At 35.5% G+C, this 18856-nt stretch carries 20 protein-coding genes; 1 reads left to right on the forward strand and 19 read right to left on the reverse strand.

Features of this window, described 5'->3' with window-relative positions:
* Positions 1-22 precede the first annotated feature (22 nt).
* The 13 genes from MHI10_RS13080 to MHI10_RS13135 form a co-directional block, all read right to left on the reverse strand.
* Complete coding sequence (locus MHI10_RS13080) at positions 23-784, reverse strand: DUF3888 domain-containing protein (RefSeq protein ID WP_340785984.1); 762 nt, start codon at positions 782-784, stop codon at positions 23-25.
* Positions 785-884: 100 nt separating this feature from the next.
* Positions 885-1595: a hypothetical protein gene (locus MHI10_RS13085; RefSeq protein WP_340785985.1), complete on the reverse strand. Its 711-nt coding sequence runs from the start codon at positions 1593-1595 to the stop codon at positions 885-887.
* Between the two features lie 153 nt (positions 1596-1748).
* Positions 1749-2870, reverse strand: coding sequence for a DUF6688 domain-containing protein (locus tag MHI10_RS13090; protein ID WP_340789238.1), 1122 nt, complete (start codon positions 2868-2870; stop codon positions 1749-1751).
* A gap of 103 nt (positions 2871-2973) precedes the next feature.
* Positions 2974-4115 (reverse strand): IS3 family transposase gene (locus MHI10_RS13095; RefSeq protein ID WP_340782087.1). Its coding sequence is split into 2 segments (ribosomal slippage): positions 2974-3830 and positions 3830-4115, totalling 1143 coding nucleotides; the frame shifts between segments, so codons are not numbered across the junction.
* 400 nt (positions 4116-4515) lie between these two features.
* A complete protein-coding gene (locus MHI10_RS13100) occupies positions 4516-4905 on the reverse strand; it encodes a RidA family protein (RefSeq protein ID WP_340785987.1) in 390 nt (129 codons plus the stop codon).
* A 331-nt stretch (positions 4906-5236) separates the two neighbouring features.
* The gene (locus tag MHI10_RS13105) at positions 5237-5422 is read right to left on the reverse strand and encodes a hypothetical protein (RefSeq protein WP_340785988.1); all 186 of its coding nucleotides are present in this window, start codon (positions 5420-5422) and stop codon (positions 5237-5239) included.
* Positions 5423-5788: 366 nt separating this feature from the next.
* Positions 5789-5917 carry a M15 family metallopeptidase gene (locus MHI10_RS21445; protein WP_445683224.1) on the reverse strand — a complete coding sequence of 43 codons (129 nt, stop codon included), beginning with the start codon at positions 5915-5917 and terminating at the stop codon, positions 5789-5791.
* On the reverse strand, positions 5914-6060 hold the full coding sequence (locus tag MHI10_RS13110) for a hypothetical protein (protein WP_340785990.1): 147 nt from the start codon (positions 6058-6060) through the stop codon (positions 5914-5916). The genes MHI10_RS21445 and MHI10_RS13110 overlap by 4 nt, the downstream gene beginning before the upstream one ends.
* Before the next feature lie 110 nt (positions 6061-6170).
* Positions 6171-6698 carry a GNAT family N-acetyltransferase gene (locus MHI10_RS13115; protein ID WP_340785992.1) on the reverse strand — a complete coding sequence of 176 codons (528 nt, stop codon included), beginning with the start codon at positions 6696-6698 and terminating at the stop codon, positions 6171-6173.
* Between the two features lie 116 nt (positions 6699-6814).
* Positions 6815-7345, reverse strand: a complete 531-nt coding sequence (locus MHI10_RS13120; RefSeq protein WP_340785995.1) for a GNAT family N-acetyltransferase — start codon at positions 7343-7345, stop codon at positions 6815-6817.
* Between the two features lie 75 nt (positions 7346-7420).
* The gene (locus tag MHI10_RS13125; RefSeq protein WP_340785997.1) at positions 7421-7744 is read right to left on the reverse strand and encodes a cytochrome C biogenesis protein; all 324 of its coding nucleotides are present in this window, start codon (positions 7742-7744) and stop codon (positions 7421-7423) included.
* 627 nt (positions 7745-8371) lie between these two features.
* Entirely contained in the window at positions 8372-8872 is a 501-nt protein-coding gene (locus tag MHI10_RS13130) for a hypothetical protein (RefSeq protein ID WP_340785999.1), read from the reverse strand.
* A gap of 40 nt (positions 8873-8912) precedes the next feature.
* Positions 8913-9179: a hypothetical protein gene (locus MHI10_RS13135; RefSeq protein ID WP_340786000.1), complete on the reverse strand. Its 267-nt coding sequence runs from the start codon at positions 9177-9179 to the stop codon at positions 8913-8915.
* 252 nt (positions 9180-9431) lie between these two features.
* Here MHI10_RS13135 and MHI10_RS13140 point away from each other — a divergent pair, with 252 nt between their 5' ends.
* The gene (locus MHI10_RS13140; RefSeq protein WP_340786002.1) at positions 9432-11675 is read left to right on the forward strand and encodes a YhgE/Pip domain-containing protein; all 2244 of its coding nucleotides are present in this window, start codon (positions 9432-9434) and stop codon (positions 11673-11675) included.
* Positions 11676-12266: 591 nt separating this feature from the next.
* Here the strand turns inward: MHI10_RS13140 and MHI10_RS21450 are convergent.
* The 6 genes from MHI10_RS21450 to MHI10_RS13165 form a co-directional block, all read right to left on the reverse strand.
* Positions 12267-12413 (reverse strand): alpha/beta hydrolase-fold protein, encoded by a 147-nt coding sequence (locus MHI10_RS21450; RefSeq protein ID WP_445683187.1) that lies wholly within the window; start codon positions 12411-12413, stop codon positions 12267-12269.
* A 321-nt stretch (positions 12414-12734) separates the two neighbouring features.
* On the reverse strand, positions 12735-13913 hold the full coding sequence (locus MHI10_RS13145) for an alpha amylase family protein (RefSeq protein WP_340786005.1): 1179 nt from the start codon (positions 13911-13913) through the stop codon (positions 12735-12737).
* 13 nt (positions 13914-13926) lie between these two features.
* Positions 13927-15504 (reverse strand): FAD-dependent oxidoreductase, encoded by a 1578-nt coding sequence (locus MHI10_RS13150; RefSeq protein ID WP_340786007.1) that lies wholly within the window; start codon positions 15502-15504, stop codon positions 13927-13929.
* A 15-nt stretch (positions 15505-15519) separates the two neighbouring features.
* Positions 15520-17064 (reverse strand): DUF4127 family protein, encoded by a 1545-nt coding sequence (locus tag MHI10_RS13155; RefSeq protein ID WP_340786010.1) that lies wholly within the window; start codon positions 17062-17064, stop codon positions 15520-15522.
* A 43-nt stretch (positions 17065-17107) separates the two neighbouring features.
* The gene (locus tag MHI10_RS13160; protein ID WP_445683225.1) at positions 17108-17941 is read right to left on the reverse strand and encodes a carbohydrate ABC transporter permease; all 834 of its coding nucleotides are present in this window, start codon (positions 17939-17941) and stop codon (positions 17108-17110) included.
* Positions 17942-17952: 11 nt separating this feature from the next.
* Entirely contained in the window at positions 17953-18852 is a 900-nt protein-coding gene (locus MHI10_RS13165; RefSeq protein WP_340786015.1) for a carbohydrate ABC transporter permease, read from the reverse strand.
* Positions 18853-18856 lie beyond the last annotated feature (4 nt).

Below are 18856 nucleotides of genomic sequence, written 5' to 3' on the forward strand. Positions count from 1 at the left end.
GTGTATAGTGGCTTAATTCAAACTATATATACCACGGTATTTTATCATCCATTTTCTTTCCTTGCTTACTCTTTTTATCCGTAACAATCCAACTACCATCTTTCTTTTGTAACTTATACATTACATTGGTCCCGTCCGACTTTTTAAATAACAAATAGCCTGTGTCGCCATTGATAAAGGTTACAGGGTCAATCACATTTTTGTTCGGTATTTTTCTTTCAGGAATCAATATGTTGATTGCTATTTCCTCTGCAATGGCAAAAAGAGATTTAAATTCATCATTTATTTCTGCTTGGTACTGCAATTGGTTGTATATGTAAGAGGTATAGGTATCCAAATTCAACTGGAACGACTTTTTTATATCTGAAAGTGTCACTTTATAAAATTCGTTGATATCCTTTTCTAATTGATCCCCCTCATGTTGAAAGCTAATCGTTTTAACACCAGATGGATCTATTTCGGAAATCATTATTTCCTTACCATTAGGTGGATCATGTGCATGTTCGAACGTAGTAACTTGGACCTTTACAATAAAGCCAAACTGCCCCTCATGCCTCTCGATACTCAGAATTTTAGCATCATACAATCCATATTGCTTAACATAACCGTAATAATTAATAATTTCCTTTTCTATGGATGGGTCAAGGGTTGTTAGCAACGTATCATAAATAAGTTTATAATCAGGCTGCTCATTTGGCGCATCAGTTTTTTCCGCAATGGCTTGATATTTATTAATATGGATACTAAGAAGAACAATAGTTATAATTACCGGTATTTTCCTCACCAATCATTCTCTCCTTTAGTCTCCGGAATGTTACACCAAATATTTTGATATGCACCTTGAGTTTTTAATTTTTTTACGGCATCATTACAATCGATGAACATCACTCAATTCTTACCGGCCTATAATTAGGCTTTTTAATCTCATACATAATAAATTCCATTGTTTTCGCTTGATACATTTCATCACGGTATTCATAAGTAATGATCATATCTCCAATAAACCTTCCTGCCGTTATTTGAGCGCCTAATCTGACCTTAAGTTGATTATTAATGACATCATAATCAATGATGTTGCCAAACACTATATCATCAAATAAATAAGACGGTTTTATAAAAGAAGTATCGTATGTGAATTCTTCAACACCGAGAATAATTTCGGCTTTTTCAGGAGTTACTTTTGTTTTTACGTTTTCACTAATAATTGCCAATGGATTATCGACGAGAACATCAGTTAATCCATATTCATCTTGATAATCAAATACACGGACTTCTTTTTCAAGTAAACCCGTACCATACCCATGAGTTAAGATTATGATCAATTCCTCTTCTCCATCGCCATTTAGATCTTCATAAAAAAGTTTTGGCGCATACGCAGGATTTGTGACATTTATCCAGGATTCCTTATAATAAGTCCCATCTTTAAAAACAAGTTTAAAGTCCCGATATAAACCGTCCACTTCCTTGGCATACAGTACGATATTCTCTTTAGGCACCTCTGCAATCAATTCATAATCTTTTTCCTTTGCACTAATAATACTTATAGGAACGACAAATGAAATAAGCAAGAATAATACGAACACATATTTTTTCATCGGATTCACCTCATTTTAGTGTTCCCTGAAATAAATTTTAATACAACTAAACTACACCGTTAACCATCTATATAACAGAAAAACGACGCTACACTACAGAAAATAAAAGATTATTACGTTCTCTCATGGGAATTTAAGAAAAAAATCCTAAAATCATTTCCGCAATTCACTATATTGCATTGAAATTCTATTTTCTGGATTTTTGTCTACTGTATAGAGCACAACAAGGAAGAACCATTCTAAAGGCTTCATTAAAAGATAGATGACATCCGCAGACCATTTTGAATTGATATGCTTACTTATTGGATAGCCATATTGATCGTAAAAGTTTCGGATGGATTTATGAAAGGTTGGCATATATTGTTCTAAAATATTTTCAAATGCATTCGCAATTAGCAGCTGGCGGTTCACGGGGATTCTTGCCCCTCTTCTAATGCCCGCTCTAATTGGTTTAACCAATTTTTTATGCCCTTTAGCAGAGACCGTACACAAATAATGCCCATCCCCCTCTACGATTTCTGGTTTTGGCGCAGGGATATTCGAATAATTGAAAGAGCTCGTTTCAAGGAACACTCGGATAAAGCTATCTGGACGTTGACCGAATAGGACCAAAATTAGCTGGATAATTACTAGAACTGGAAAAAGACAGATTGCCCATAGCTTAGACATATTCCGATAGTTATTAGATATTTTATAGAGAAATAACAGAAATTTATTGTTGTATTCATTCTCTTTTTCATTCTGACTATCAATAAATTGGTTCAGGGAATCCTTCAGCCTTGCGCTATATAAAAATATTAGAGATAAAAAACTAATTTGCAAAAAGAAGACCAAAAATTCTTCCCCTTCATGTGAAAAGCCTGTATGCGTGAGATAGGCAATTGCAAATAGGATATTCGAAATAATTAACGTACTTGATATTACATACATAACCGGGGAAAGAGACTTATCGTTAAAACTTATGATCCAAAAGGCAAACAGACCCAATGTCAATAAGATAATTACGGATGCTATATATTCATTGGCAATCGAAGCATATCCATTTATCTTAAGGCCATTATGTGAAAAAATACGCAATCGCTCACCACCAGCCACGCCATTACCATTTAGAAAAAAGCCAAATAATAATAAACAATAAATAAACATGGCCAAATAGGAATCAATTGCTTTAACTTTGGCCGATTCCCAGTTCGCCTTCCTCATAAAACTCTTAACTATTCTAAATAAAGTATATAAGGGAACTGAAATTAAAATAAATAAAAGTATTAGTACCATTAGCAATTAATGTAACCTCCTCTCAAGTACAAAAGTTGTATATAAAAACACTTAATCCATTGGCACTGCCTGTCGTTTTTGAGACAGTAATAAAACACCTATTTTAAGCAACCTGTTGTCGGTATTTTACCGGTGACAGGTTGTTTAGTTTCGTTTGGATACGGGTATTATTATAATAATTTATATATTCTTCGACGATACGAATTACACATGCATTAGTCGTGCTGTGTATGTCGTCAAGATAAAACGTTTCTGACTTTAGCGAGGAGTGAAACGTTTCGATTGGGGAATTATCCGCTGGTGTGCCTTTACGAGACATACTCATGGTAATTCCTTTTTCTTTCACTTCTTTTTGATAATCGTAAGACGTATATACAGAACCTTGATCACTATGCAAGATGACGCCTTTTGGCAATTGTTTAAGCTGGTCAAGCGTTTCTAAGACAAACTCTGTATCTTGTGTTGAACCAATTGTATACGCGATGATTTCCCCATTATACAAATCCATAATGCTTGAAAGATATAACATCGACTGTCCAAAAGGCAAGTAAGTAATATCGGTTACGAGCTTTTGTAAAGGAGCTGTTGCGTTAAAGTCACGGTTTAACGTGTTATCAGCTACTTTAGATGGTTGACCAGTCCGTTTACGCTTTTTCACTTTTACCCGACATGACCAATTATATTTCTGCATCACTTTTTGGATAGTCTTTTCACTGATTCCAGAGAATAAGGCTGCTATTTTCCGATAACCATAACGATATTTATGGGTTGCACAAGCTTCACCAATCGCCTGATCTCGCTCGGCTTTTTTAGAAGTATTCCCGGTATTCTTTCGCCAACGATAATAGGACGCACGTGCTACACCCATATGCACACAAATCGATTGAATTGACATAAATCCTTTCAATCTTTCCACTAAATCTACGAATACTAGCCCAACCACTTCCTCTCCAATTCTACATACTTTTTTAAAACTTCGATTTGTTGTTTAAGATAAAGATTTTCAGCTTGTAAACGAGCTTCCTCAGAGTCATATTCTGGCCCTTTTCCGTAGGAATATTGCTTTCCTACCGGTTGATGCAATCGCTGAGTTTCTCCTGCTTTATACCATCGCATCCAAATCATTAATTGTGATTTATTCTTAATTTTTAATTCCTCTAGTATTTCCTTAACTGGAATACCTGCTAATCTCATTTCAATTGCTTTAATTTTAACTTCAGCTGGATAACTTACTCTTCTTCCCATAGAAAAAACACCTCCACGTTAATTTATTGGTATTAAATACCTGATTTAAACGTAAGGTGTTTTTTATTTGTCTCATTTTTTTAGGTCAGTGCGCTTAGTATGCGAACGTTTTAAATGTTTTATTTTATTCCTAAAATTTGATTTTATATCGTTTCGAATAATCCGAACATTCCTTATGCACTGAAATAAGTTAAAAATCATTCGTAAATTTGAATTTCAACTTCCCTATTGCTTAATATAATTCTTCATCTACTATTATAAGTAATATTTAGCGATACTAAAAATAATCTCTTTGTTCGTTGAAAGCTCATTCTAAAAAAAGACGGTTTGAAAAAATATTTCATTAAACATTTTAACAATTATGTGCAGTAAATCTAGAGAGTAGTTAACTCTCTAAATATTAATCTTCTTTGCATGCCCAAGCATCAATCTCTATTTTAAAGGTAGGGGCAGCAAGTGCAACTACATAGATCATGGTCGTACAAGGAAGATGATTGCCGAGAAAATCACTTATAACTTTTCTTCTTTGGTCTGCATCAAACTTTCCAACTAAATAAAATACTAATTTAGTTAAATCATGTATCTCCATGTTAGCTGCTTCAAGATTTTTTTTAATGTTATCTAGAGCTAACCTCATTTGGTCTATTGGATCTTTTGGAATTGTTCCATCTGCCTCCATACCTAATTGTCCAGACAGTGTTAACCATCTATTTGGTCCTGTTACTTCAATTTGGTGTACATAAGGGGCAACTGGTGGGTGGATTTCTTTTGGGTTTCTAAAATATTTCATATAATCAATCCTTTACTAAAATTATATTAGAGGTACTCATATATGGTAGTGTTAATTTTTAGAATTTTCAACCTAAAATATTTTTAAAAAAAAGAGTAATGAGTTACTGTACATAATGTAAAAAAAGTCATCACTGGGCTCTCGCTACAAACTAATTATCAGCAAATGAATGTGGTGGGTGTTAATGTGGGGCTAGCATGACATACAAAAACAGAGCTAATGGAAACTGAAGGAGAGGCTTTGAGCGACTAACTGATTTGAGTAACAAAAATTACTACAATAAAGGCGAAAACAACCAGCAAAAAAATTGCTGGTTGTGATTGGTAACTATTTATTTGTTGTTTTTATCTTGTCGGATTTTCGGATTCATTTCTTTAAAATCCGTCTCATTTCCGAATTCCGCATTTGAGTTGGAACGAGAAGCTTGTCGTTCTTCAGCTTCAATATGTTCGATTAATTGTTTCACTTGGTCACCATCAGTCCCAAATCTTTCATGTTTCTTTTTGTTATTTGTCATGGATTCCACCTCCTAAATTTAGTCTTTACAGAGGTTGTTTAATTATGTGTTTTAAATGATTGATGAATGACCTTAAACATTTAAATGAAAATGTGCCATAAAAAAAGACGGGTTTCCCCGTTTAATTTTTTAGCTTGTTAGCAATAGTCCTTAGTATTTCGTTTTTTTCTTGCTGTATTTTAAGGTATTTAACTAGAAACCAAATTACGAAGACAATTGGAAATAAGTAAATTAAGATTGGAATAAAAGCGAAAATCGCGGTCATTTACAGATCCCTCCTATTCAATATGGGTAATTATACCTCTTGCAATAAATTCAACAACTCTTGATCTGTGACATGATTATAAAGTGCTTCATCTACGTTATTCATGCAGCCCAACATTTATCACCATATGACCAGTGCCACCATTCTGAAAAATAGTTAACAAATCCAACAGACTGAAGAGCATGTGCTAAGATTTGACGATTTCGTATGACTTCTGGAGAGATATTTATTGCATCAAAAAAGTCGCATTATTAGTCTCATGTGGTATCACATCAAATGGCGTGCCAAGATCCAATTCATTGCCATTTGAATCAATTAAAGTTAAATCCACTGCACCACCTGTTGGATGTAGAGCTACGTTAGGCGGTGCCACATATTTTGATGCTTCCGCAGTTAAATAATCTAGAACTGCTGATAATCACCAAATTTTTATTTGGGTATTTTATTTTCGAGTCGTATGTATAGTTGTTTATAAAAGAATTCTTATAATGTAATCCAATATCTCCCAGTTAACTTTTGGTCACCAGGATCCACACGTTTATCTTCTAATACCCCACCGTTATTTTCTATTACTCCAGCTGAAGCAATATTATCATCTGTGCATGTTACAAGCATCCGTTCTAATCCAAATTTTTTTGCTTCGATTAAAACAAGTTCTAACATTATCGTACCTAACCCTTGCCGTCTTTTGCTGGGCGCAATCGAATAACCAACATGACCAATATAATTTAATAAATGCTCATTTAATTCTCTTCGGAAATTGAGCATTCCCACAATTTCATTTTTTCTTATATCAACTGCAATATACTGTTCTGATGGCATCCAACCTTCTTGCACCGTATCCCAAAGTCGATTATTTTCAACTTGAAAAAGCCACTCTTCTATACTATTCGCTAAAACAAGTTGAGAACTGCCTTCAATCCCATTTGGACTGTTTGGAAATGAATCTCTATAAGCTGTTAATTGCTGTTTATACGCAAGTGTTGGTACAATTAGTTTAATAGATTTCATTCACATCTTACCCTTCAATCTGATTATAGTTTTATTTTCAGGTTATTACGGGAAATCAGTAGTTCTGAAAGCGTTATTTTAGTCACTTATATATGGCTATACCAAAATTAATCTTTCTATCCTTCCCATTCCTCTCGTAAAATCCCCATTCTAATCGAATCATAGTAATGCCCTTCATAATAACGAACTTTGCGTATACGCGCTTCCATTTGCATTCCCAATTTTTCACCTACGCGAATCATCCGCTCATTTCCAGACCACGTAGTAAATCCAACACGAACTAAAGGCATCGTATTGAATAAATGATCAATCCAAAGTTTTAAAGTACGAGTGCCGAGCCCCTTCCCCCAATTTCCACCTTCGTAAAAAAGAATCCCCATTTCCAACCATTTCGATGGTTCATGTTCCCAGTAATAAGACACGGTTCCACACAAAACACCATCAACTTCAACCGCCCAAACATTTGATTGATTCATCCAACCTCTGCCTATATGTATAAACTCATCGAAAGATTTGGTTTCATGTGGATAATAAGGTGCATTCCATTTCTTCCAAATTGGTTTCTCTTCTTTAAATTCTAATTCCCAAATACGACGGAAATCCGTTTCTTCTATTGGTCGGATTATTAAATTCTGGTCTTTGTACAATTTATAACGCCTCTCTTCAAATAAATTTTGTTTATTGTTTTGTAAATCGGAAAATCAATACTAGTTGAGTAATTATTAACTATCTAATAGCGGAATAATATTAATGATAGGTTCTTCATATGGATGGATGTCTTTAATTATTTTTAAAGTTTCATGTATCTTCAAGTACTCACATGTGAATTCTAATTTACATTCCGAACCAAATGAAATTTTATTTCTTTCCCCACTGTAAGGACTGGATTCATCAAGAGGTCTCCAATAACCTTTAGTTTCCGTATAAGATATAACATGGTCATAATTTCCAATGGTTAATATACCAAGAGCATTTAATTGATTTCTTATGCTTTCTATAAAAGTTTCTGGTAGTAAAATTTCTACTTTTACTGTAGTGATATTCATAAAAGCCCTTCCTTCATCGAAACTGTTATTTTATAAATATAATTCCTTTTATAGTAAGTATTTTAACATACAATATATGGATTAATGTTAAAACTTTTATAAAAATCCCCTCAATGTGTCATTTGGAGAAGTTATAAAATGGTTTATGCACTGCCGTATAAGACTTCCCACTACTACGAAAGCCTGCACCAGATATAATTAATATGAATAACACAAAAGAAAAAGCTATGCCGAAAAGCCCAATAAAATTGGATTTTCCAACACAGCTATTTTTATTATTTAAGCAGCCCTAAACGAATTACATCACATCGATTTGCTCAATTATACGGTAAGAAAGATAGGCATACAAAGGGCATCGGGCATAGCGATGAACTCGAATAAACTAACCGAACTACTACCACTACTTATTGATGAACTCAATAGGAATCCAATTAATAATGCTGAAGTAGTTGTTGCATACGCTGATTTTTTTCTCATACCAAAATATAAAGGATTTAGACTTACACCTGTGATTATAATTGGGTTAATTGAGTAGACAAAAATAATTCATATAATTTCAGTTTTTTATTGTGAACAATGGAAAACATATTTTGAGTTGAAAAAGATGATGGAAATAAGTAACGGCCTCTATTTTTTACTAAACTCGATTAAATCCGCTATATTGTACTGTTTTTCAATTTGTCCATTTTCATCGTCAGTCCAGGCGACTGTAATTTTGGCATCACTAAATGCTTTCTTCATGTCCGCTTCAGATATTCCTTTTGCATAATAAACAATTTGATAGTAATATTCCGCAAAATTTTCAGATATGTTATCTTGTGACCATGCACTTCCATACCAATAACGGTCGATATCATCTATACCGTTTAGCACGTTTTTCCAATCATCAAAACTCTCAATTTGTCGAATTGTCACATCATCTGAATGTTCCATTTTAAGCGTGTATTCAAGTACTTTAAAGTCCTCTTGCTTTGGCTCTTTTAAATCTTTAGTGGCACCAACTTTACTGTATTCATCATCACTGACAGGAGAAACGTTTATTTCAATTTCTATAGTAGGTTCTTCATCAGCACAGGCGGTCAATAATAAAAAGATAAAAATTACGAAGATCAAACTTAACTTTTTCACAATTACGCCTCCATGAATAGATTGATTTATGTATTATTTTTCATCTGAATAGACCTAATAATTTTTTAATCAAACTAATAACGATGCTACAAATAATCGTTCCCCCAATAACCGTGATGCTAAATAAAGCTACTGGTGAACCAACAAAACCGATCAGCATAAAATCGGTTTGACTTGTAGCGACATAACTCTCAGATCTATTTAGCTCGTCGAATTTCATTTTCGCATATGGCCATCCAATGGTATACATAAAAATTATTATATGTATAAACAGCATACAAAAGAATCCTTGTATAATCGTTTTCATGACAAATCCTCCTAGTTAACAGTTCAAGGTGGTATTTATTCCTTTCCTTGTACCATGATTGAATAATTAAATTTTCTTGTTATTTGCATTCCCTTTACTATTTTTTTGCGTACGCCCCACCATCAGAATAAGGTTCAAACCAGGCAGTTTTGGTTATGATACATCCTATAAATATCATTTAACCTAGAGACTTTTTTACAATGCCATATAGTGTTGATGTAGATAAAATTTCCGATGGAAGGAGGCATATCAATGCATAAAGTTTTCACGATTTTCAAACGTGATGTACGTAACATTTCGACAAACTGGGTTGCTGCCATCTTAATTGGCGGCTTGATTCTCTTACCTTCTTTGTACGCATGGCTCAATATTTACGCTTCCTCAGATCCTTATAGCAAGACCGATAAAATACCCGTTGCGATTGTAAATGAAGATAAAGCAGTCGATTTACAAGGTAAACATATTGACACGGGTGCACAAATTGTCTCGACACTAAAGGAAAATCCATCGATGGAATGGCATTTTGTATCTCGGCAAGAAGCGATGGAAGGTGTTGAATATGGCGATTATTTTGCTGTCATGGTACTTCCCTCGAATTTGTCGGAACAACTTGCTACCGTTGTGTCTGGTGAACCTGAAAAAGCTGAAATCGAATACTATGTAAATGAAAAATTAAACTCGATTGCGCCGAAAATCACTGAAAAGGGTGCAACGGTCATCGTCGATAAAGTAAATAGCCAATTCGTTTCTACTGTAAATGGCGTCATTTTTGATTTACTGAATACACTTGGTCTTGAATTAGAAAAAAACTTACCTGATATTAAAAAATTCGAGAATTACGTATTTGATGCTGAAAAAAGCTTACCTGAGATTAATGATTTACTGAAACGCGGATTGAAAGATGCGACAGACGCCCAAGCAATCCTTCAACTAGCTGAAGGGAAATTACCACAAGCAAAACAAATTACAGAAGAAGGACTTGGCCAAATCAATAACACGGTTGGTTACCTAACTACTGCCGAAGAAAAACTAAACGAATTATCCCCAAAAATCAAAGCCGACTTAAAAAAGGTCAGTGAAATTTCAAATGAAGCAAATGACTTTTTGAAACAATTACAAGGCATGCAAATAGATTTCACAGAACTTGACAAGGCAAAAAAAGCACTGGATTACCAGATGACTGAAAGTATTAATAAGGTAGATGGCATCAAGCAAGACCTCATTCAATTGCAAGGGTTAGTACAACAGCTACCAAAAAACGGGGATATATCTGATGAAAACCTATCAAATGATGCAGCCAAAGACCATGGAAATAAAATCGGACCAACACCATCACTTAAATTAGACGGTAAACTGGACGACGCGATTACGAAAACAGATAATCTAAAAAATCTATTACAAGAAGCACAAACGAATGCACGGGCGGTAAACGATATCGTTAATGGTGAGTCTGGTAAATTCCATCAAGCTATTGATGATATACAAAATATCGCAGCCAATACATCCGTTGAAATCGATCAATTTATGAAGGAGTATGTCGATACGATTGAACCAACCGTCAAGAAAGAAATCGCAAATGCGAAAGGAACAATAGGAGAAGCAAAAAAATTACTAGTGGAAATTCAAACTACATTACCAAAAGTGGGGACAATTCTTGCCACCTCCAATCATGACTTAACAAAGGCAAAAACAACAATTGAAAAAGCGATTGCAGAGTATCCTTATGTATCTGAAAAAGTGAATCATTTAGCAGCCAAGATTCGGAATAGCCAAGGAGAAATGGATATTAATGAAATCATCCAGTTACTGCAAAACGATCCAAATGCCGAAAAAAGTTTCTTTGAAGAGCCGATTCAATTAAAGGAAAACAGCCTATTCCCCATTGCTAATTACGGGACAGGAATGACCCCATTTTATACTGTACTTTCTTTATGGGTTGGTTGTCTATTACTTATTTCATTGCTTTCGACCAACTTGCATAACGAAGAGTATTCAGCTCGGCAAGTCTATTTCGGTAGGTTGTTAACATTTAGCGTCATCGGACTATTGCAAACACTGATCGTTGTATGTGGCGATCTTCTTTTACTCAATGTTCATATACGAGAACCTTTTTGGTTTATCATTTTTGGATTGCTCATTAGCGTTGTATTTATGTCCATTGTATACACCCTCGTTTCTGTCTTTGGAGATGTTGGAAAAGCGATGGCGATTGTTATGCTTGTCTTACAAATCGCAGGTTCTGGTGGAACGTATCCAGTGATGCTACTCCCAGATTTTTTCGGAACAATTAGCCCATTCCTACCGTTCACGTATGCTATTGATATTATGCGTGAATCAACCGGCGGAATCGTTTGGGAGCGCGCAGCTAAAGATCTCATTTTTCTCGCGTTCTATGCAATTATTTTCATTGCGTTTGGCGCATTACTAAAAGAACGAATAAACAAACAGACTCATCAACTACTGAAAAAATCAAAGGAAGTGGACATTTTTCATTAATAAGTACCTCTGTAAGCAAACATTTAGCCTCATGCGAAAGCCTTCAATATAGGTTGTCGCATGGGGATTTTTGTTTGATTATTGGAAAATCTATGTTGAATTAAATGTCTCTTTGAATAACCTGCAAGCCTACATAACAAAAAACCTAAAAGCATTTAATAAATCATTTTCCCAAACAAGCCACAGATGTTCATCTTGCGTTTCTTTATAGCTCATCTTTGCACCGCGCAAAAGAAGACATTTATACAATTGCCGGTTTCTCGTCAAAATATATAAATTTTCGTTTGACATGGGGGATATAAACTCGTCCTCGTATATACCAACCGTTTGATATACACGCCCCCCCGAAATATTAATGTTCCCTATTCGCCCTATATCCTCTATTGACACAGCAGGAGATTGTAACAATCAATTACGCCTTGGCGTAATTGTGTCCAGATTTTTTCGAGCTTGCTCGAAAAACTTCCCTTAAAAATCTGTGACATCCGCCGGGGCTTAACTTGATTCAGCCAGGGTTTGAACCTCCACTGAATAGAATTTGCACTTTTTGGCACTCATCCCCCACATTTAAAGTGGAGGAATTTTGCTGAATCAAGTTAAATGCGTCCATTGATTCGGATTTTCCAATGCAATATTTAAACTAATATTACCTGCTAAAGAATCCCCTAATAGCCCTCTTTTTAAAATTACTTCAACCTTTAAATTTTTCTCGAAAGTCGGGATAAATTCGTCATTCATAAAGCGAATTTATTGCGAAAAAAGCGTGCCCTTGCTACTAAATGATGCCCATCTTTCGAACGAAACTCCTGGATGAATACACACAAACACAAGGTGCCGCACTAATTCAGGATTGTCACGTACTAAATGAAGCATGGCTTGTTCTAAATTGCCCAATTCCAAATAGTCAAATTCGTCCTGAACATAAATGATATACGCATTTTTTATATCATTACACATAGTGAGAACTGTATAATGTATCGTTTTATTTAAATGAAGACTAGCGAACACATGATGAGCCTTATTCAATACATTTAGCCCCTCCTACAACATGGCAATATATCATTTAATAAACTTTTCTAATTCGCCCCACCATCGATATTCCTCTAAGTAGATTGTGTCAAATAGCATAACACCATTTGTTTGTTCCTTACATAACTTTACAGCCTTCAAAAACTGCTCGACATTATCTTGATAATCTTTTAAATACAAACTCGCGATCACCGGGATTTGCCCATTGATCACTTCATTGCTCATTGCAATTGCCCCTTCAACGCTGTACCAATTGGCTGGTCTTTCATTGTTTTTCGCCTCTTCAATCGTGACTTCTGAGTAATAGCAACCGGTCATAATAAAATCAAATTCCTCGGCATACGCAGCTGTGTAGTAAGTATCAGAAACCCATTTAAAAGATGGCTGATACGTTTTGCTCCCCCAGTTGACCCCTTCATTGTAATAAAGCGGGTACCATGAACCAACATATACAGTAAAAATCAAATCATTGTTTTTTGATTTCACTACATTTCTTACTTTTTTCACGAAATTTTTAATATTATCCGCTCGGAACTCTGCCCATTTAGGGAAGAGGTTACCGAGGATAGGTTTTTTATGCTCAACCGTCATAATATCTGCCGGCCAATTTTCTATTTCTTGTTCAATATAAGCTTCAAATTTTTCTTTACTTAAATGACTAAAGTCTCCATAAATATTCGGATAACGGCATCTGTCTAATACGACACCATCGATTTCGTAATGATTCACGATTTCTTGAATAATCGCTAATTCATAAGCCTCCACTTCTGGATGAATTGGATTGACGAAAATGGTTGGATCATTATGATTTTCCATAGCTGTTGGCATATTAGAAAATGCCTCATCATAGTGAGTAACTTTCCACTCTGGTTTGCTAAATACCATCCCTTCTTTATGGATGCCACTGCCTTCTGAAAACACATCCACATTTGCAATAATCTTTAAACCAGACCCTTTCGCATGTGCAATCATCTCTTGAAGAAAATCGCGGCCTTTCCATCCCTTATATTGCTCATCTTTCATTTTACTTACATGAAAGGCAAACCCGCTTGGATAGGTTGTAAATCCATATGGAATTTTCGCATCCACTACTAAATGCGTTATTTTACAATTTTGGGCATGTTCGATCAGCTCTTTCATTTTATTAGCATCTAGCAATCTAGTCGCATTCGCTAAAAAATCTACCCATAATATATTCGATTGTTCCATTTAGTTCTCCCCCTTATAAGTCAAGTTCCTCTGGCCAGTGAAGCTGAATGCCATTAGTGAGAAGTAATGTTTGATACGCTTCCAAATACTTTTGCTCTTGTCTTACTTGATGAGGAGTAACTTGGTTCAACAAAGAAAATGCCACTAAATAGCCTGCTGATTCCCCAATATTCCACTCTGTTGGATGAAGCCTATAGCAGCCATTTGTAATTTGTGTTGTGCCAATATTTTTACAAGCGGGAATGACATTTTTTACGCGGATCGGTAGTAGGGCGCCTAACGGGATTTCATAAGGATAGTTTGGAATATAAAAGCTTCGGTTCGTTACCGTCGTATGATGTAAATCTAAATGATAGCTACCAACACCGACACTATCAAAATAAGTGCAAATGCCTTTATCACCCCTTAACTCCTTACTCACTTCTTGCTCTGTTATCGTATGCATAGCTTTAATTCTTCTCGATTCTCGAATATATGGATACTTTGCTAAGCCGTCCTCTGTACCCAGTACATCCTTTCGAAGCCTTAAACCAGGAAAACCATTTCCCCCATCTAATGTTGGTGCCTCTGTTTGAAGCCAGTATAAGAGAGATAAGCTTTGTTGTTTCGCATTTTTTAAGTTCTCCTCTATTTCCTCATGAGAAACATCAATAATTGGCCCTAGAAAATAATCATTTTGTGGCCAATTTATTAGTGATATATCTCCCTCATATAGCGGTCCATCTATATTTTTAGTATCGAGTATTCTCCGGTATGTAAACAAAGGAGGAATCTGTTGTTCGTTGGGGAATAATGTGAATTCCTTTAATTTTGTCGTATCATCTGCATCTACTGCATACCAGCTAAATAAAGGAAGGTGCGAAAACCTTGGTATATAGTTACGCCAAAAATCATATTGCTCGGGCTTTTCAATAACAAAATTTCCACCTTCAATATAGTCAACTGCAAATACATAAGTAAAGGACTGCATATCTTGCGAATTGGACTCTTCTAAAGCATGAGGTTCCCCAGTAACGGATTTAGATTCAGCACCGATTACGTATTCAACCCCTGCAATTGGTAGGACATCCCCGCATTCCGTTGCATCTAAAAAATAGTGCCCACTCAATTCAATTTTTGTTAACTCACTGACATGTGCAACTGTGATGGACTGTACTGTATCTTCGTCCTTTTTTGCCTCTATCGGTTTATAGTGATATAAAATTTTTATTTTGCCGCTATTTACAAAGGGTGCCAGCATATCGGAAATGACATTGAGTGCCACTTTAGGTTCATGTGCCAGCCTACTTACCCAGCCATTGCCAGGATTCAATAAATCGTTTTTGTTTGCTTCCTTAGTAAGTGGATAGTTGTCACGATAATACCCGCGCACCCGATTCCTAAATTCCCGGTACGTACTTGTGCAGCCAAAGCTTTCAATCCATCGATGTTCATCTGGTGGTACTCCTTGACTTGTAAGCTGTCCACCTAACCAATCTGTTTCTTCCGTCATAATGACCTGGTAGCCCATTTTGGCGACAGCTAATGCTGCCATGCAACCGCCCAGTCCTCCACCTATGACAATAACATCTGAAGTTTCTTGTTTAATCATATAGAAGCAGCCCCTTTATTCACTAACTTTCTCATTTTCTGCCCTTTTGAAATATTCAACCGTCAAGCCAACTTCAAACATCCGGCTCCATGGCATTGTACATTCCTTGATTCGTATGCTATTTTCATAATCATTTAGATACGCTTGTATAAATGAAGTGAGTTGTGATTGCACAATGTTAGCAACGACGCCTTTTTTTCCATCCACGCGGAAATAATCGTAACCTAGCTCCGGTAATTTATTATTCGTTACATCATTTCTTACATAGCTGCAATATCCTGCGTCTTCTACATAACGCAATGCTAAAAAATCGCGATGGGCTTGTGATTCGCCAAAAATGTTGTAAAACATCCCCTGCGCTATGCATGTTCCTAATGAATTGGAACTTGTATTCCAACCTGCATATCCAGCCAATGAGAATAGAAGTTGTTTGCTTTTCATTAATTTTACAAGTTCTAAGTCTGAACCATTCGCGAAAGCTACATCTGCTACGATACAAGGAATCGCTCGGTTCTTCACTGTGAATTCGAGTTGTTCAACAAAATCAATCAAATTTCGATTCACTTGATAAGCTGAGCTTAGATTCTCCTGACTGGAAGCCTCTACCATTGGCTCTACAGGTGCATTTACAAATAATACAAGATTCGCTTCTTGCATATTTGTCGCCATCAATCCCCCCGCGGCTATTATTTGATATTTAAGTGTCTCAAATAATGGCCTGTCTTCGTATAACGGCGTAACTGCTGGTCCTTGAATACTTGAAAATACCGGATAAATCAGCGGTCTCTTATCTTTAAAAGCATTCAACATTCTTGCAAGTAAGGTGCAACCAACTTCATCCGCACCTGGATACATATAGACATCTAGTTCTAAATTATGAGTTGCAATCGCTCCTCTAACTGCCTGTTGGTCCATAGCAGTCCAACCATAGGGAGCCGAATCATCTTGCGGAATAATAAGAAAATCAATGATGCCGTTTTTTACATATTCTAGTACAAGTTGATTGACACCGACATTAATCTTTCTTCTATTTAAATAATCCTCCATATACTCTTCAGGCAATTGACACTTTAATGCTTCACATTCCTTTTTCTCCTCTAATGATGCGAGGTTAGCAGAAATTAAATGTGAAAGTTCGCCATACCTAAAAATCTCCTTTCCCCAGTGTTCATAGTAATCGGGCTCTTCATCATTACTAGAATACTGAGGACACCGCATAATGAGATTAAAAGCATATATTTTTACATTTGGGTTACAAGCTTTGATTTTCCAAAGTTTGTGTAGTATTTCTTTGCAATCCTCTAACATCAGTTGATGCAGTCTTGAAGGGATAATTCCGCCGAATAATAATGTATCGATTGAAAGAATCAGACCATCTGCATCCATTGACTCCTTATATAACCAATCCCATAGTTTTTCTGTGTCACCTGGCTTTTTTTTATCACCCATTAAATTTAAACTGGGGCGTAAGAGATTTACTTCCGTTTGATCGGATAAAAGATTTGGAAAAGAATAATTACATGGTCGCTCATCTAATGGTACATAAACAATTTTTTGCATGGATACCCCCTCATAATTGACGTTTAAAAAATTTGCAGACCAGCTATCCTTTTATCGCACCTGAAATGCCTTCCATAAAGTATTTTTGCGTCAATAAAAATACGATAATAATCGGAAGAACAGAGATAACCGTTCCTGCTGCTATCCATCCAAAGTTATAAGAAAACTGTCCATTTAAGAAACTTAAAGCGGAAGCTAATGGGTACTTGTCTGTATTTAATACGATAATTGGCCATAAAAAGCTGTTCCAATTGGCCATAAATTCGAATAAAGCAACAACCGCAATTGCTGGTTTTATCATCGGCATCATTAGTTGCCACCAAATACGGAATTCAGAAGCACCATCCATCTTTCCAGAGTCTCGAATGTCGCTAGGAATCCCCATAAATGCCTGCCTAAATAGAAATACATTAAAAACAGTTACGAGAGTTGGAAGTACGACGCCAGTAAATGTATTAATTAAACCAAGCTTATTTATTGTTAAATAATTGACAACTAGACTCGCAGCGGCAGGGATGATCATCGTCGCAATCAGCGCTATAAAAATAATATTCCTCCCTTTAAACTTGAAGATAGCTAATGGATATGCGGTTAAACTACATAATAAAATACTGAATACCACACCTAAAAATGTGATAATGACTGTATTCCATATGTATTTAAGGAAATCCATATACTGCCAAACATCTACATAATTTTTAAAGTCAATAAATGTAGGAAATATAGCAGGTGGAAAAGAAAATACATTTTTCCCAGGCATTAACGAAACACTTACTAACCAAAGGAATGGACCCATCATCAAAAGAGCAAATAGCGTTAACGGTATATAAATCAAAAACTTATATTGAATGGTTTTTAGTAATTTTCTATTGTTTATCGCTTTATCCGTCAATATGGATTGACACCACCCTTCTTATTAAATAGGAAGATGAAAATACTAAAGAACATAATAATAAAACTAATAATTAACCCTAATGCCGATGAATAGCCAAATTCAAATACTTCGAATCCTTGTTGGTAAATATAGAGGCTACTCGTTAACGTTTCATTCCCAGGTCCTCCAGATGTTAGAACAAATACTTCATCAAACACACGGATCGCTGACATAAGGGAAATCAATGTGCAGAAAAACACATATGGTTTTAATAAAGGGATGGTAATTTTTCGAATAACTTGGAAATTGCTTGCCCCATCAATTTTCGCTGCTTCAATACAATCTGTCGGAACTGCCTGCAAACCTGCAAGATAAATCATCATGTAATAGCCCAACCCTTTCCACAGGGTAATAAACATTAATGCCCAAAGTGCTGTGTCCTTATCAGATAACCAATTGATTTTTTCATTTATAATACCGATTGACAGTAACATGTAGTTCAAAACCCCATTTGAACTCATTAACCATCCCCAAATAATCGAAACCGCAACCATCGAAGTAACGACGGGAATATAAAAGGCAGCGCGGAAAAATTTAATCCCCGCGATTTTTCGGTTTACTAATATTGCCATAAGTATCGATAAAATTTGAATAAAAGGCACAATAATCATGTATAACAGTGAATTTTTAATAGATGCAATGAAATTGATATCAGAAAATGCCCGTTTAAAGTTTTCAAAACCTACAAAACTCGTTTCACCGATTACCGAATAATTTGTAAAAGCTAGAGGGACACTGTAAATAATGGGCCAAAAGGTAAAAAGAGCGAGCAATATTAATCCTGGTCCCATAAATAACCATGCTGTTTGGACCTCTGAAAATCTACTTAATTTCGCAACTCTTTTTCGTTTCAAAGGA

Origin of the sequence: Solibacillus sp. FSL K6-1523, assembly GCF_038005225.1 — a bacterium.
Taxonomy (GTDB): domain Bacteria; phylum Bacillota; class Bacilli; order Bacillales_A; family Planococcaceae; genus Solibacillus.